This is a genomic window from Kineothrix sp. IPX-CK, from assembly GCF_039134705.1.
In the GTDB taxonomy this organism is placed as follows: Bacteria; Bacillota; Clostridia; order Lachnospirales; family Lachnospiraceae; genus Kineothrix; species Kineothrix sedimenti.
The window spans coordinates 2,494,931-2,508,440 of sequence record NZ_CP146256.1; the positions used below are offsets into that span (position 1 = coordinate 2,494,931).

A 13,510-nucleotide genomic window follows, 5' to 3' on the forward strand; every position below is an offset into this window, starting at 1 on the left:
ATTAAAAATATTCTAAACTTATGAAAGGAGTATTATGCAGGATTATAATTTTAATGAATATTTGGACCGTTTTCCGGTAGCTATGGCATATGTACCGTGGCAGAATCTTACGCAAATTTATGATGATTTGGATAAAGCCTACTGTATTGGCACTGTTTTTCCGGAGTTAGCAAAACCTTTTACAGGAAGGAGATGCGTAAAATGAATCCAAAAATGAGCACAGAGCAGGAAAACATGCTGCATAATATCGGTGTGGTGGATTTCGTTGCCGTTGAGATGACATTATATCTGGACACTCACCCTACGGACAGGGAAGCTATGGAATACTTCAATCATTATATGCGTCTAAAAAACCAGATGATGAGGGATTATTCGAACAAATTCGGGCCTCTTTCGCTTTCCGTTGCGGATAATAGCAGTAAAGAGTGGAAATGGGCATTACAGCCTATGCCTTGGGAAGGAGGATGTTAGTATATGTGGAGTTATGAAAAAAGATTACAGTTTCCGGTAAAGATCACCCAGCCCAATGCAAAACTTGCCCAAGTTATCATAAGCCAGTACGGTGGGCCTGACGGAGAAATGGGCGCTTCCATGCGTTATCTTTCACAGAGATATGCCATGCCCTATAATGAAGTGGCCGGACTACTTACCGACATCGGTACGGAGGAATTAGCCCATCTGGAAATGGTGGCTACCATTGTTCACCAATTAACGAAAAACCTCTCTATGGAAGAAATAGAAAACTCCGGCTTCGCTAATTATTATGTAGATCATACCGTAGGAATCTGGCCGCAGGCCGCAGGCGGAGTACCCTTTAATGCTAATCAATTCCAATCGAAGGGGGACCCTATTACTGATTTAGTAGAAGATATGGCTGCAGAGCAGAAAGCGCGTTCCACATACGACAACATTTTACGTCTCATTCACGATCAGGAAGTTTGTGAACCAATCCGTTTCCTGCGTGCAAGAGAAATCGTACATTTTCAGCGTTTCGGTGAAGCAAAGCGTACATATATAAATAAAAAAATTTGCTTTGGTTTTAGAGAAGTATCATATGTTCCATTCAATAGAAATCGTATCATTATCTATGTAAATGACTTTAATGAGAATATCAGCAATCTTCTGTTTATCTTCTATACTCAATTCATCCCAAATTTCAATATGATTATTTATCTTCTCCAAATTATTTATTGGTTTATTGGCAGATAAGGAAATGATCTTCTCCTGCAGCTTTTTCTTTTCGGCATCCAGTTGATCTATACGCATATTGATATATTGCATTAACGTAGTTGATGCCTCAGAGACCTTATTGAGCAAGGCTTCTATTTCCTTGTCCATTTCCAGCATTTCCATTTTATACTTACTATAAGATACGTTCCCGGACTTCTCGATTTCATTTGACAAATACTGGAACTTTTTAAGCTCCTCTTTCATTTCATTATAGATGTGATTTTCAAAGATATGAGCATAAATCGTCTGCTCACTCCCCTTACATCTAATATTATATCTCATTCCAGAACACTGCAGGTAACGTAATCCGGTAGTATTGGATTTTGTAACAATATAAGCATAACCACATTTTTTGCATTTTACTTTTCCGGTCAGCCAGGAACGTTTCCCTTTTTTTGTACGGGCACATTGATTGTTGTTTAATAGCTTCCAACGGCATTTAAGCCATGTTTCCGAATCAATGATACCTTCATGCGGGGCAAGCACTAAATCCCGGTCAGTCAGATCCGATTGCTTTCTCCTATCCTTATCCTTGCCTTTATACAAAAAAGCGCCGTTGGAACCTATAAAGCAAGCTGCCTCACTTATGATGTTAGTACCCTGACTTAGAAAAAAGTTATAAATATCAATATCTGCTCTTACATAGATCGGATTTCTTATAATATCACTGATTCTTGCCGTACACCACTTTTTATCATCTCCAGATCCATCACTTATAAGTCGTCTAAAGATATCTCCCAACGTTGCGTCCTGATTTGCGTACATATCAAATATCATTTTAACTCTGTTCGCTTCTTCCGGATCGGGAATGAATCTGGAAGTGAGAACGCCGTCAATACTAGTCTCTTCAAGCCTAAAGCCATAGGGAATACGGCCGCCCATATAATATCCCCTATGGCTCTTTGAATAGTAAGCATCCGTAACTCGCTTTTGTATCGTTTCTCTCTCAAGCTGGGCGAAAACGATACAGATATTTAACATTGCACGTCCCATTGGCGTAGAAGTGTCAAACTTTTCTGTGGAAGAAACAAACTCAACATTGTACTTCTGAAACAGCTCCATCATATTGGAAAAATCCAGAATAGAACGGCTTATACGGTCAAGTTTGTAAACAATTACTCTTTTTATCTTTCCTTCTTTTATGGCTTTTATCAATCTTTCAAAATCAGGACGGTTGGTATTCTTGCCGCTAAACCCTTTATCGACAAAAGTTTCATATTCGTTCCCATGGGTTTCGTATCTGCAAAAGTCAAGTTGGCTTTCGATGGATATACTATCTTTTTTGTCTAATGACTGTCTGGCGTATAATGCATCAATAGGATACACCTTAAACCTCCTTTATAAACGGTAAGGACAGTCACTCTTTATCTATGACATTATACCTTATTCTCCTATTTTGAATCAATGATTACTGTACTTTCTATAAACTTCATACAGTTCCTTTTCGACATATTTTCTATTTTTTAGTTCTTCGTCGGCAGAAAATACTGGCTTCTTGTTGACAATCGTAAATGGCAGCTTATTGCTCATATTTTCTTCCTTAGATAAAAGTATTGTCTGTTCCATAAATCGGCCTCCTTGTTTACAATATCTTATTCTTTTTCTGTTTTGTCCTATTACATGATAATGAACTTAATGTGATGCACGTAAGGGGGACGTGCATCAGCATTTTAAAGGGGTTTGTGATGAATGAACATACATCACATTAAATTCACTATTTTCTTGCCGGCGGCAGTTGGTCTGCTCCACGAGAATCTTATCTCCCGCATGGTTCTCATGCGGCCCTATCCATTGCCTGCGACGCTCTTAACGCTCGGACTGTGGCTATAAGGGAGTATCATTATTACTGCTTTATGCCTCATCGCTCCATTTCTCACCACGAAATAGTTAATAGAACAGTTACCGCTCCCCTCATAAGATATACTCTATATTCGGATTATGGCGTTACTTCTATTTAAGCTCCACATAAACAGACGTTTCCGGTCTTTATATGACATGATAATCACCACTTATCATGTTTTTTTCAAAGATCGCTTCTATAATAATAAGACCTAGATTCTATGAAGAAATCAAAAGCCTTTTATTAACTACTTAACCTCTGGCATTCTTCCGCTTCGTTATCCACGCGGCGAGATGTCGTAAGATAATAAATTCTCTGACCACATTCTGGACAAAATTTAATCTTGTACTTTTCTATCAAAACAGATGAAATTTCTTTTTTACACTTAGAATTTGGACAACAATAATTCCTCTCATCTTTAATTACTTTTTTAGGATATTGTAATTCCTTCAATGAATTATTCTCAGCTTTTAGATACTTAGTCTCTGCTTCAATCATACATTCTACATCTGGTTCGGTTTTATATTCTATAGCAAGATTTACTAATTGGTCCATTATAAAAAATATGTAATCCAAAATATTCCATTTAGTATATATTTTTTTCAAAGCATACTCCTTTATAAAATAAAATCTACGTTAGCATTAGGGTATTCATCTTTAAATTTGCGCATGAAATTATAACTAGGGCTTCTTTCTCCATATTCTATTTTTTCATAATATGATTTTGATACCCCCAAAGATCTGGCCATTTCTCTTATTGTCATATGTTTACTTTTTCTAAAATTTATTAGGTTTTGTCGTCTCATTTAATAATACCCGCCCGATTATTCCCACACGTAATGTGTGTACATCGCTAATATATCACACTTTACGTGTGCTGTAAAGCATATTTTAAATGTTATTCACACTATTCGTGTGTTATGTGGATTTATTGTCATTCTGTTTGATACTATCAGTAAATAGGGAGGTGTAGGATGATTGGGGATAAAATTAAACTATTACGACAAGAGAAAAATATGTCTCAAAAAGATTTAGCTGATATATTGGCTATATCCACTAGTACTGTGGGGATGTACGAACAAAAACGAAGGCAACCAGATGCATCTACAATAATTAAACTAGCACAAATATTTAACGTTACAACAGATTATTTACTTCTTGATATTTCAAAAAAGCACCTTACTGAAGATGAACTTAAATGGCTAAAATTATATTCTGAAATTCCAGTTTCTGAACGTTCCGAATGTATCGGATTTGTAAAAGGCTATATTGCACAAAGTAAAAAAATGAAAATTTAAATACTTTATTTTAATTATCTTAATTGAATAACAATTATTTTCACACAAATATTGTTATGTTTATTAAAGTTTATTCCATCCTCATACTACTATTGTAGCAACCACTTTTTTATGATATAATAAATAAAGAGGTGCTTGCTATGGTTAAGCTTAATTACTATTTAAATAAATTTGAAAAAACGTCAGAATGGCTTTCTATCGAAACTGGAATATCAAAAAGAACAATTGATAGTTATAGAGCCTGTGTAAGAGAGCCAAGTTTTTCAAATGGATTAAAAATATCAAAAGCATTGAATGTAAATCCTTATGATTTACTATAATTGAGGGGGATTATTTTATGGGATTCATTTTCGAAATATTATTTGATATTATACTTTTCGTTCTAAGAATTATTTACTATATTCTTTTAAAGACCAGGCTGATCTATCCTTTATGCTGGTTTGTTGCAACTGTTTTTATATGGTCTTATCCGGATAGTAAAATCTATCAGATGATATTTACAAGGGATTTAACTATTATCTTATGGCTCATTTTCGGCGCTTTAATTGTTATCTTTAGTGTCTTGTCTTTGACTGAGGCAATTATCCGTATATTTAAGCCTGATTTCTTTTGGTTTAATTTATTTTCCGATATGATATATAACTTAAAAACCCGCAAAAGCCGAAAATTACAAAAAGCAATCTTAAAATATTGCAAAGACATTTATGCCGTATATCCCGATCTTAAAGATTCAAAAGAGTATGCTTATATTCAAAGTTATTGTTTAAATGAAGAGGATAATTATTATTTTAATAAAGACTGGAATAGTTATATATACTCACTGAAAACAACGCTATACATGTTTCAAGACACAAATCCTAATGAATTATTCTTCTCTTTTAAGACTTGGTGGATAAAAAATCGAGATATACCAGTAACAATGGACTGTAACAGATATTATAAAAGGATTCTTAATGGTAAAGCTGTAGAAGAAGAAATGAGAACGCCTTCTTCTAATCCGCCTTCTCCTGATTGGTTCAAAGGGGTTAGTGATTCAGAGGGGTTAAAGAAGCGTTATCGTGATCTGCTTAAAATATATCATCCCGATAACAGCGCCGGCGATACTTCTATTACACAGCAGATTCAAAAAGAATATAATAAGTTAATTTCAGAATATAGCTAGTATTATGCATACACGCAACGTCTATCAAGGGAGCCCATGCCTGGCTCCCTTTTTCATATTACCATCAACCATCTGCATTCAGCAGGGAAAAAAATCAATTTAAATTCCTGCATGATCCCTCCAATAATTGCTTTACATAGATATTCTATCGAGGGTATCCCGGAATAGTTCTTATTTTCACTTACAATGACCTGTATATTCTTAATGGTTTGTATTTCTCCGTCCTCTCCCTCAAACTTGACCACCATAGGACGGGAAGTACATTTGCTCGTAAACCAGCAATCACACGCTACTTCAAATTGTCTTCCATGGATAACTCCTGCATCGGTCATATGCGCGTTTATACCTATGCCAAAAGTCGACATAATAAATCACCTCTACCTGATATCTATTTTGCTATAATCTACGGTCCGCTTCTCCCTCGAAATTCCCCCTGACATGTGATCTATCGGAGATCTTATAAAGGATGCCCTTTTTACCGCGTCAATACCATACTTTAGACGTATGCTGTCAATTGCAGTGTCTAATTTTTCCTGCTTCTCATAATCGAAGCAATTAAAAAACGAAAGCTGCCGGGGATCATCCCCTGGTACGATCCTGGATGTATGGATGCCTAAATGCCTGATGGGGCTGCCATCCCACAATTCATCAAAGAGTTTACATGCGTATCTATATATTTCAGCGGTTATATTGGTGGGAGTATCCAGAACCATTTGATGGCCAACATAATGAAATTCAAAATCCTTTATTCCAACAGACACCACCCCGGCCTTAACCCAGTCGCTTCGAAGTCTGGTACCGACAGTCTCCGCTAAAGACAGCAGTACTTTTTTTGCTGTTTCAGTATCTCTTGCATCAAAAGAAATAGTCGTGCTGTTTCCATACCCTTTATTATCCGGCCTTGTCTCTTCCACAATTGACGTATCAATTCCATTTGCGAACGCCCATATTACTTCCCCATGCTTCTTAAAATGACAACGGAGCATATCAAGATCGGCATGAGCTAATTTCCCTATCGTGGTGATCCCTAAATTCAGCAGCTTCTTGTTGGTTGCCCTTCCTACAAAGAACAAATCCGATACCGGCAACGGCCACATTTTATTGGGTATCTCATCCGGGAAAAGTGTATGCACCAAATCGGGTTTCCGAAAGTCCCCCGCCATTTTCGCCAAGAGCTTGTTGGTCGACACTCCGATGTTGACGGTAAATCCCAGTTCCTCCCGGATCTGGTCCTTTATCTTGTTTGCCACAGCCACCGGCTCTCCCCATAAAGACTGTGTACCGGTCATATCCATAAAGGCCTCATCGATACTGTATTGCTCAACTACCGGTGTATACTCGTGTAAAATATTCAAAAAGGCTTTTGAGGACTGTTCATATAAGTTATAGTTTGGCTGCACGAGAATAAGATTAGGACATTTTTTCAAGGCTTCCGGAATAGACTCACCCGTCTTTATCTTAAATTTCTTTGCCGGTATCGATTTCGCAAGTATGATTCCATGCCTTTGACTTATATCGCCGCCAACTGCAGACGGAATCTCGCGAAGATCATCTTTTGCGAGTAAGTGTTTTAATCGAAAAACCGCCTCCCAGGATAGGAAGGCGGAATTTACGTCAATATGAAAAATGATTCTTTCCATGATTACCACCTCTTTGTATATTGTACAGAACATTTGTTCTGTTTACAAGTGGTAATTTTTCGCATTATTTTACAGCATCTTTTAAAAAGACAATATTGACTGCTCATATTCTCGGATCTGCTTGAATCGGGGTAACTTTTTTTGCAAGATAAAATCAGAAAAACCACTTTCAAATATCCAAAATTCTCGAATCCATATTAAAACAGAGTTTCCATAAGTCATTCTTCATTCTCCAAAGTGATACAACGTGAAAAACTCCACTTAATTCAGCGGCTTCTGGTAATTCAGATTTCACATCAATAACATAATGTATCTGTATAGCCTCTTCGCTTGAAAATATAACTTCTTCATTTTTTATTTTATATCCATTTATTTTAAAATCCTTAATAAATTCGGCATACTCAGCACCAAGACACCGATACCCGCCACATATCATGATGGCATCATCTGCAACCAGCTTTTTAAATGCCCCCTCATCCTGGTTACTTGCAGCTTTCCACATGTCATATTCTTTTTTAAATACAAGTTCTTCAATGTTTTTATTACTCAAGCACTTTCCTCCCAGATTTAAAATCTTAATTAACTATTTCAAAGTATACGGTAAAGCACAACAAATACTGTCTCCTTATTATAATTTATAATATTTGCTCCGTTTATAAGTGTTAATTTTTCGCATTATTTTACAGCATCTTTAAAAAGACAATTTTGACTGCTCATATTCTCGGATTTGCTTGAGTTGAGGCAACTTTTTAAGCAATATAAAATCAAAAAAATCACTTTCAAGTATCCAGTTTTCTAACTCGTTCTTTTCAAGCAGAAGGGGCATACGCTCATGGACCTCCCGGACGGACTCATTGGCCTGCGTGGTTAGTATGACAAACCGTTTGGCATCTTCATATGATTTCCATACTCCGGCCATATAAAGAATGCTGCTGTCTCTTCGTTCAAAACGGACCTTATTCTTTTCCTTATCCCATTCATAAAATCCGGAGGCGGGGATAATGCAGCGCCGCTGCCGGACAGAATCCCTAAATGTCCTTTTCTCTTTTACGGTTTCGCATCTGGCGTTAATGATTACCCCTTTTTCATTAAACTTAGGAAATCCCCACGTCATATTAGAAAGCTCAACAGACTGGGATTCTTTGCTGCCATGGATTACCGGTATCGTGTTGGTTGGATAAACATCGCCTTTATGGTGTAGTTTATCATTCACCTGGCGTACGATCTTCTCTATTTCATTTACCATTTCGTCATCAATATAATATCTTCCACACATACCAAATTACCTTATATAATTTACTTCATCTAATTTTAACGTCTTATTAGCATTCCAATCTTATTTAAAGAAAAACTTTTACAGACTCTCTAAATCATTTATTGCACTCATAATTTCTTCTAATATTTGATTATTTAGTTCAGAAGAGGAAACAATCCTTACCATAGAACTACTTGCAGCCAAACCCAATGCCAAATAAGGCAGGTTTTTAGGTTCTCCAATTAGAATAATTTTTTTCCCTTCCGCAAAGGCATATCCCAATTCTATTAAAGCACTAGTTTGCATACGTGCGGGATGATGTAACATAAATATGTTCGACTCTAAAATACGCTGAAAGTCCTGCATTGCTGACTTTCCAGGCTCGTCATAACAGCTCAGACCTGAAATTTGCTCAATTTCAGAATACACGTCGTAATTCTCACGTAAAAAAATTATAAGTCTAAATAATAAATTTCTGTAATCTTCATATTTTTTTTCATCATTAAATGCCGATATTGGTGCCGATAGAAATATTTTTAACTTACTCATCATTCTCCCCTTCAAAAATAGCCATCCCATTTGATTTTATAATTTTACTAATATCGGAGTAATTTTTAAAGTCAAAAGTTTTTACGTGTCCAATTGTTTCCCCGGCCCTCTTAAGAATGTACGGTAAGCCATCCTTATGAAATATCACCAATTTTTTACTCAATGCAATTCCATATCCCACCTCTACCAGAGTACTTGATGGTAATTTTTGTGGATAGATAACTAATATACAATCTACTTGTTTAAGATCAATAAAATTTTCTCTTATTGCCTTAGTATTTCCATCGAAAGAAGACGGAGTATCTATATTAATTATTGGGCATTTCACATCAGAGAACCCTATGCTAATAAGTACTTCTTTAAGACTTAATATATACTCTCTTAAATTCGTATATTCATTATCGTCAATGCTTGCCATTGGAGCACTAATAAAAACAGTTCTTGTCTTTACTGTTGTTATCTGACTAGGGTAAACATACTTAGCATTAAAGACTCGTATATCTTTCAATTCTTTTATAACTGAAGAAAGTTCTGTCTTAAGGCTTTCATATCCATCTTTTGAAATTGAATCCATCTGAAACGATGGTATCGACATCAATGCCATCTGAACATTAATATCAGTTACCATCTTAATAAACTTCTGTTGGTCATGAAAATCTATGCATTGTTTACCTTTTAAAGGTGAGCCGTCAAGAGCGTTTATATTACAATTAACTAATAGTGGTATTGTAGGGATTTCCCGAGCCACCATGGCTCCTGCTTCAAAAAAAATCCAAGGTGCTCTAATATTTTCTTTTGTGATACAAAGTATTCCCAATCTACAAGTCTTCAGTTCTCCCTTAATTTTGTCCCACCAATCCGTTCCAGATGCTATATCGACATCCGAAACAAAACAAGTTAATCCAGTTCCTGCGAAAATTTTATTTTCAAAAACATTTTTTAGTTCTTTGGCAATTATTTTGCTATTTTTTCCCGACCAACTAATAAAAATTCTGTTTTGCTTACCTCTACTTATTGATCCAGCTTTTCTTTCGGTCATCTTTTATTCCCCTTTTTCTTATATATAGATATTTAGTTTTAAATCCTAAACTTAGAACCGGTAAATAGTAGTCAATGACATTATTATATTAAAAAACTTGTTTTAGGGAATTCATTTGGGGAATATTATAGAAAATGTGAAATTACAAATAGTAATACTTCTACTACTTTCATTATAGAGCTCCCCTTTACATACATTTTACAATATATTATCACATTTATAAAAAAAGAGCTATACTCATATAATAATATTAACTTCGTAATATGTATTTTTAAATATTTTTATGACTTGGAAAACTTTGTTCATAGGAATTTGAGCGCGCCATCCGCACCCTCACGGTGCGAAATTTCCGCAGCAATCTTTATCGCGCTTATAAATGCGTTTCTTGCATTTGTTTGCCCGTATCTTTGATGCGGCTACCTACCGATCTCCCCATAAGGACTGTGTTCCGGTCATGTCCATGTAAGCCTCATCTATACTATATTGCTCAACTATCGGCGTATACTCGTGTTAAATATTCAAAAAGGCCTTTGAAGATTATGAATATAAATTATAATTCGGCGGCATAAGAATAAGATTGGGAAATTTTTTTAAAGCATTTGGAACAGACTCACCCGTCTGTATCTTAAATTATTTTGCCGGTATAGATTTCACAAGTACGATTCCATGCCTTTGACTCATATCGCCGCCATCTGCAGACGGAATCTCGCGGAGGTCAACTTTTGTGAGTAAGTGTTTTAATCTAAAAACCGCCTCACAGTCGTAAACGTAGAAACATTCGCCTAACGCTAAAATAAATGCCGCTTTTTATGAATGACGTGGTTTCCTGCATTCTTGCGGAAGTTCATCTGACCATGGCATCAGATTATATAGCTAGTCAAAGAGAGCGAAGCACTTTATACATAATGCCTCGCTCTCCAAACGCTTCCAACCTAATTGTTAAGTCTAATTTCTTCTTCAATTTGTTGCAATTCAATTTCAATAAGATTTCTAATTGGTTCATATATTTCTATGTCTTCTTCTATTGCTTCAAAAGTTACAACTAAGACATATTTCGCTGGTATATTCGAATCCCATCCCTTACGACCTCTAACAGCAACACAAAATGCTTCTGTCAACTCATTAGAGCGAATTATGGCCCAATCTTTTTGAAGTGTATTAAAAGATCTTGTAAAGTCTTTTGCGCGCCCCCAATCACGTCTTTCCCCTATAAACCATTCGAAATTGCCGTCATCATCAACAGTCGCATCCGTCTCGAATATTCTTTTACTAAAGGCCTGGCTGTCTTCTCCTTTTTTACTACACCGCCAATCCAACCATGTTGATAAATATCTAGAATGTGTTCTGCGAGTATTTCTCGGCTTAGCAGCATAAGATAAAGTAACAGACAGCTTAATCTTATAATCATCACCAATCTCTGCCAATTCCTTTGGAATCGGAACTTTAAAAATGTGTGCTTGGCCTTCATAAATTTCAAATAATTCTTCTGTAATAAGAGTTACTCTATATTCATCATTTCGAGTTGCTTTAACTAAATTTGGAAATCCATATCCAACCAATCTAACAATATCTTTTACATCCCCAAATTTCCTTCCATTTGATATAGGTAATTCCGCTGACTGTGCTATTAATGCTCTGTATAACAATGCTGGAGATTTAGGGAAAAGTTTCTGAATTTCCGCTGCCATAAATGAAACCTTGGGCGTTGAAAAAGATGTTCCAATAGTATCTCGATCGTATGCTGGACCTTCTGGAGAAGTTCTTAGTAATTCAGGACATACCTCTGGGACTAGGCTCAATCGATTTCCTTCCTTGCTTTTAATCCAATCTCCTCCCCACTCAACAACATCTGGCTTTACTGAATTCCAGATTCCTGAACCAATCCTAGTAAAAGCAGACGGTTCATTTATGTTTGCAATACTCTGCTGGTCTTCATCTTCATACGAAACCAATGAAATTGCCCCTACAGTCAAAGCCTGTAAACTCTGAGCTGGATTTGCAATTCTAGATCTATCATCAAAGAAATACTTGGGATATTCAATCCCTTCGTCTAAAAACTGTCTAATATTCATGTGCGGAATGTTGCCTGCTGCTTGGATAAATAATATGTCATTCTCATAACTTTGCATATCTATCTCTGACGCCCATGGTGACATATGCTTTATTTCACATGCTCCTATTTCAGCTATTGAGTGGTTGAATATTTTACTTTTCTTCTTGGCCTCCAAATAATATTTGTCTACTGCTTTTTTAATCAATAGTGGAGGAAAAATATTTGTTTTGAAAGAATGTACATTATCTTCATTAAGAACTCGCATATTACGAATAAAACATGGCAATTGATATTCACCTGTTTTGGGTATTTCTACAGGATATAATATAGCTCCAGCCACTCTTGTCCCATGGCCACCATTATCAACTTCATCCGCTACTGAATCTGTTCCTGCCACAAAACATAAGGAATCCTCTGCAAGAATCGCCGGTTCAATATATCTATGGCTTTCTTGTATACCACTATCAATAACTGTAACAATTGGTGCATCTTCATCAGGAGGTATTATTTGTATATCATCATTGTTAACTGGCAAAGGTGCACCCTGATTACTTACAATATCCAACTCTCCGACCAATTCAATTTCATATATAGGAGAATAATTATACAATAAATCTTTCAAGCATTTGCCATTAATACTTATACGAGTTGAAAAACTATCAGGAAAAGCTGAAATCCCCGCTATCCCTTCAATAAATGAATCCACTAAATTGCCACCATATGCATCGATAAATCGCATAAAGTCCTCTTGGCGTGTATAAATCAACTCATCCCATTCATCATATGCTGCCTCATATTTTTTTAGCCAGTTTTTGTAAATCCTACTTTCTTGATATTCTTTTTCTGTTTGCCCTTCAAGTTGCTGTGGTGCCCTCTCCAACTGAAATACGTTCCCTGAACAGCTTATACTTACATCATAAAGGCAAATATCTTCTTCTAATATTTTATCTAGCGAATCTAACAATCTTTTACCACAGATTTTTTCGAATCTCTCTTTATCTTCATGGAATGCATAGATTCGAGCAGGAGTATTACAATTCTTTGATACTTCATTTATAAAATCATTAACTTTTTTATTTAAAACGGCAAACTCATCGTCACCATTTGATACAATTACATAACCATTCTCTAATTCGGAAATAACTTCAAATCCTAAATTTTTAAGAAATTCAATATCTTGACTTGGATCAATTTCCAGCAATATGGGAATACCCGTTCTAATTTCTGGTAATTCTTCCTCCAACCTTTCTTGTTGTCGCTCTTTCCAAAAATACGATATTTGACTAGCTTTTCTTTTAATAGCTGCACCATGACTACTTCTATTTTCCTTGTTTTCATTTGTTCTAGGATCAGGCTGACCCATTCCTCTTATAAATGGTTTCCCCTGTGCAATAAAAGGCAACGGTAGATGTTGAAACTTATCTTTTGCTGGCATTACTTATCC

16 protein-coding genes and 2 pseudogenes are annotated in these 13,510 nt (G+C 35.9%); 6 read left to right on the forward strand and 12 right to left on the reverse strand.

Annotated elements, in window-relative coordinates:
- Positions 1-34: 34 nt before the first annotated feature.
- The 3 genes and pseudogenes from V6984_RS12110 to V6984_RS12120 all read left to right on the forward strand — a co-directional run.
- Positions 35-205 (forward strand): spore coat associated protein CotJA, encoded by a 171-nt coding sequence (locus V6984_RS12110; protein WP_342755894.1) that lies wholly within the window; start codon positions 35-37, stop codon positions 203-205.
- On the forward strand, positions 202-471 hold the full coding sequence (locus V6984_RS12115; RefSeq protein ID WP_342755895.1) for a spore coat protein CotJB: 270 nt from the start codon (positions 202-204) through the stop codon (positions 469-471). The genes V6984_RS12110 and V6984_RS12115 overlap by 4 nt, the downstream gene beginning before the upstream one ends.
- A 3-nt stretch (positions 472-474) precedes the next feature.
- Positions 475-1,008: pseudogene (locus V6984_RS12120) on the forward strand (manganese catalase family protein); the annotation flags it as partial.
- Positions 1,009-1,050: 42 nt separating this feature from the next.
- Here V6984_RS12120 and V6984_RS12125 read toward each other — a convergent pair.
- From V6984_RS12125 to V6984_RS12140, 4 genes are all read right to left on the reverse strand, one after another.
- A complete protein-coding gene (locus V6984_RS12125; protein WP_342755896.1) occupies positions 1,051-2,556 on the reverse strand; it encodes a recombinase family protein in 1,506 nt (501 codons plus the stop codon).
- A 75-nt stretch (positions 2,557-2,631) separates the two neighbouring features.
- Complete coding sequence (locus tag V6984_RS12130; protein WP_342755897.1) at positions 2,632-2,796, reverse strand: hypothetical protein; 165 nt, start codon at positions 2,794-2,796, stop codon at positions 2,632-2,634.
- Positions 2,797-3,313: 517 nt separating this feature from the next.
- Positions 3,314-3,676 carry a hypothetical protein gene (locus V6984_RS12135; RefSeq protein WP_342755898.1) on the reverse strand — a complete coding sequence of 121 codons (363 nt, stop codon included), beginning with the start codon at positions 3,674-3,676 and terminating at the stop codon, positions 3,314-3,316.
- A gap of 11 nt (positions 3,677-3,687) precedes the next feature.
- Entirely contained in the window at positions 3,688-3,834 is a 147-nt protein-coding gene (locus V6984_RS12140; protein WP_342755899.1) for a helix-turn-helix transcriptional regulator, read from the reverse strand.
- A 210-nt stretch (positions 3,835-4,044) separates the two neighbouring features.
- Here V6984_RS12140 and V6984_RS12145 point away from each other — a divergent pair, with 210 nt between their 5' ends.
- From V6984_RS12145 to V6984_RS12155, 3 genes are all read left to right on the forward strand, one after another.
- The gene (locus tag V6984_RS12145; RefSeq protein ID WP_342755900.1) at positions 4,045-4,368 is read left to right on the forward strand and encodes a helix-turn-helix transcriptional regulator; all 324 of its coding nucleotides are present in this window, start codon (positions 4,045-4,047) and stop codon (positions 4,366-4,368) included.
- Between the two features lie 140 nt (positions 4,369-4,508).
- Positions 4,509-4,688 carry a helix-turn-helix domain-containing protein gene (locus V6984_RS12150; RefSeq protein ID WP_342755901.1) on the forward strand — a complete coding sequence of 60 codons (180 nt, stop codon included), beginning with the start codon at positions 4,509-4,511 and terminating at the stop codon, positions 4,686-4,688.
- Between the two features lie 17 nt (positions 4,689-4,705).
- Positions 4,706-5,530, forward strand: coding sequence for a J domain-containing protein (locus V6984_RS12155; protein ID WP_342755902.1), 825 nt, complete (start codon positions 4,706-4,708; stop codon positions 5,528-5,530).
- Positions 5,531-5,583: 53 nt separating this feature from the next.
- On the opposite strand, the gene V6984_RS12160 is transcribed toward V6984_RS12155, so the two are convergent.
- From V6984_RS12160 to V6984_RS12195, 8 genes and pseudogenes are all read right to left on the reverse strand, one after another.
- Positions 5,584-5,895 (reverse strand): hypothetical protein, encoded by a 312-nt coding sequence (locus V6984_RS12160; protein WP_342755903.1) that lies wholly within the window; start codon positions 5,893-5,895, stop codon positions 5,584-5,586.
- Between the two features lie 12 nt (positions 5,896-5,907).
- Positions 5,908-7,170: a DNA polymerase IV gene (locus V6984_RS12165; RefSeq protein WP_342755904.1), complete on the reverse strand. Its 1,263-nt coding sequence runs from the start codon at positions 7,168-7,170 to the stop codon at positions 5,908-5,910.
- A 169-nt stretch (positions 7,171-7,339) separates the two neighbouring features.
- Positions 7,340-7,720, reverse strand: a complete 381-nt coding sequence (locus tag V6984_RS12170; protein ID WP_342755905.1) for a nuclear transport factor 2 family protein — start codon at positions 7,718-7,720, stop codon at positions 7,340-7,342.
- A 141-nt stretch (positions 7,721-7,861) separates the two neighbouring features.
- On the reverse strand, positions 7,862-8,446 hold the full coding sequence (locus tag V6984_RS12175) for an SOS response-associated peptidase (RefSeq protein ID WP_342755906.1): 585 nt from the start codon (positions 8,444-8,446) through the stop codon (positions 7,862-7,864).
- Positions 8,447-8,524: 78 nt separating this feature from the next.
- Positions 8,525-8,977: a hypothetical protein gene (locus tag V6984_RS12180; RefSeq protein ID WP_342755907.1), complete on the reverse strand. Its 453-nt coding sequence runs from the start codon at positions 8,975-8,977 to the stop codon at positions 8,525-8,527.
- The gene (locus tag V6984_RS12185) at positions 8,967-10,013 is read right to left on the reverse strand and encodes a toll/interleukin-1 receptor domain-containing protein (RefSeq protein WP_342755908.1); all 1,047 of its coding nucleotides are present in this window, start codon (positions 10,011-10,013) and stop codon (positions 8,967-8,969) included. The genes V6984_RS12180 and V6984_RS12185 overlap by 11 nt, the downstream gene beginning before the upstream one ends.
- Positions 10,014-10,439: 426 nt before the next feature.
- A pseudogene (locus tag V6984_RS22335) lies at positions 10,440-10,808 on the reverse strand (DNA polymerase IV); the annotation flags it as partial.
- Between the two features lie 137 nt (positions 10,809-10,945).
- A complete protein-coding gene (locus V6984_RS12195; RefSeq protein WP_342755909.1) occupies positions 10,946-13,501 on the reverse strand; it encodes a S8 family peptidase in 2,556 nt (851 codons plus the stop codon).
- Positions 13,502-13,510: the final 9 nt, after the last annotated feature.

What these genes read in the sequence shown, in the direction of transcription:
- V6984_RS12110 (WP_342755894.1), top strand. Translation starts at nt 35, where the DNA reads ATGCAGGATTATAATTTTAATGAATATTTGGACCGTTTTCCGGTAGCT.
- V6984_RS12115 (WP_342755895.1), top strand. Translation starts at nt 202, where the DNA reads ATGAATCCAAAAATGAGCACAGAGCAGGAAAACATGCTGCATAATATC.
- V6984_RS12130 (WP_342755897.1), bottom strand. Translation starts at nt 2,796, where the DNA reads ATGGAACAGACAATACTTTTATCTAAGGAAGAAAATATGAGCAATAAG.
- V6984_RS12140 (WP_342755899.1), bottom strand. Translation starts at nt 3,834, where the DNA reads ATGACAATAAGAGAAATGGCCAGATCTTTGGGGGTATCAAAATCATAT.
- V6984_RS12145 (WP_342755900.1), top strand. Translation starts at nt 4,045, where the DNA reads ATGATTGGGGATAAAATTAAACTATTACGACAAGAGAAAAATATGTCT.
- V6984_RS12150 (WP_342755901.1), top strand. Translation starts at nt 4,509, where the DNA reads ATGGTTAAGCTTAATTACTATTTAAATAAATTTGAAAAAACGTCAGAA.
- V6984_RS12155 (WP_342755902.1), top strand. Translation starts at nt 4,706, where the DNA reads ATGGGATTCATTTTCGAAATATTATTTGATATTATACTTTTCGTTCTA.
- V6984_RS12160 (WP_342755903.1), bottom strand. Translation starts at nt 5,895, where the DNA reads ATGTCGACTTTTGGCATAGGTATAAACGCGCATATGACCGATGCAGGA.
- V6984_RS12165 (WP_342755904.1), bottom strand. Translation starts at nt 7,170, where the DNA reads ATGGAAAGAATCATTTTTCATATTGACGTAAATTCCGCCTTCCTATCC.
- V6984_RS12175 (WP_342755906.1), bottom strand. Translation starts at nt 8,446, where the DNA reads ATGTGTGGAAGATATTATATTGATGACGAAATGGTAAATGAAATAGAG.
- V6984_RS12180 (WP_342755907.1), bottom strand. Translation starts at nt 8,977, where the DNA reads ATGATGAGTAAGTTAAAAATATTTCTATCGGCACCAATATCGGCATTT.
- V6984_RS12185 (WP_342755908.1), bottom strand. Translation starts at nt 10,013, where the DNA reads ATGACCGAAAGAAAAGCTGGATCAATAAGTAGAGGTAAGCAAAACAGA.
- V6984_RS12195 (WP_342755909.1), bottom strand. Translation starts at nt 13,501, where the DNA reads ATGCCAGCAAAAGATAAGTTTCAACATCTACCGTTGCCTTTTATTGCA.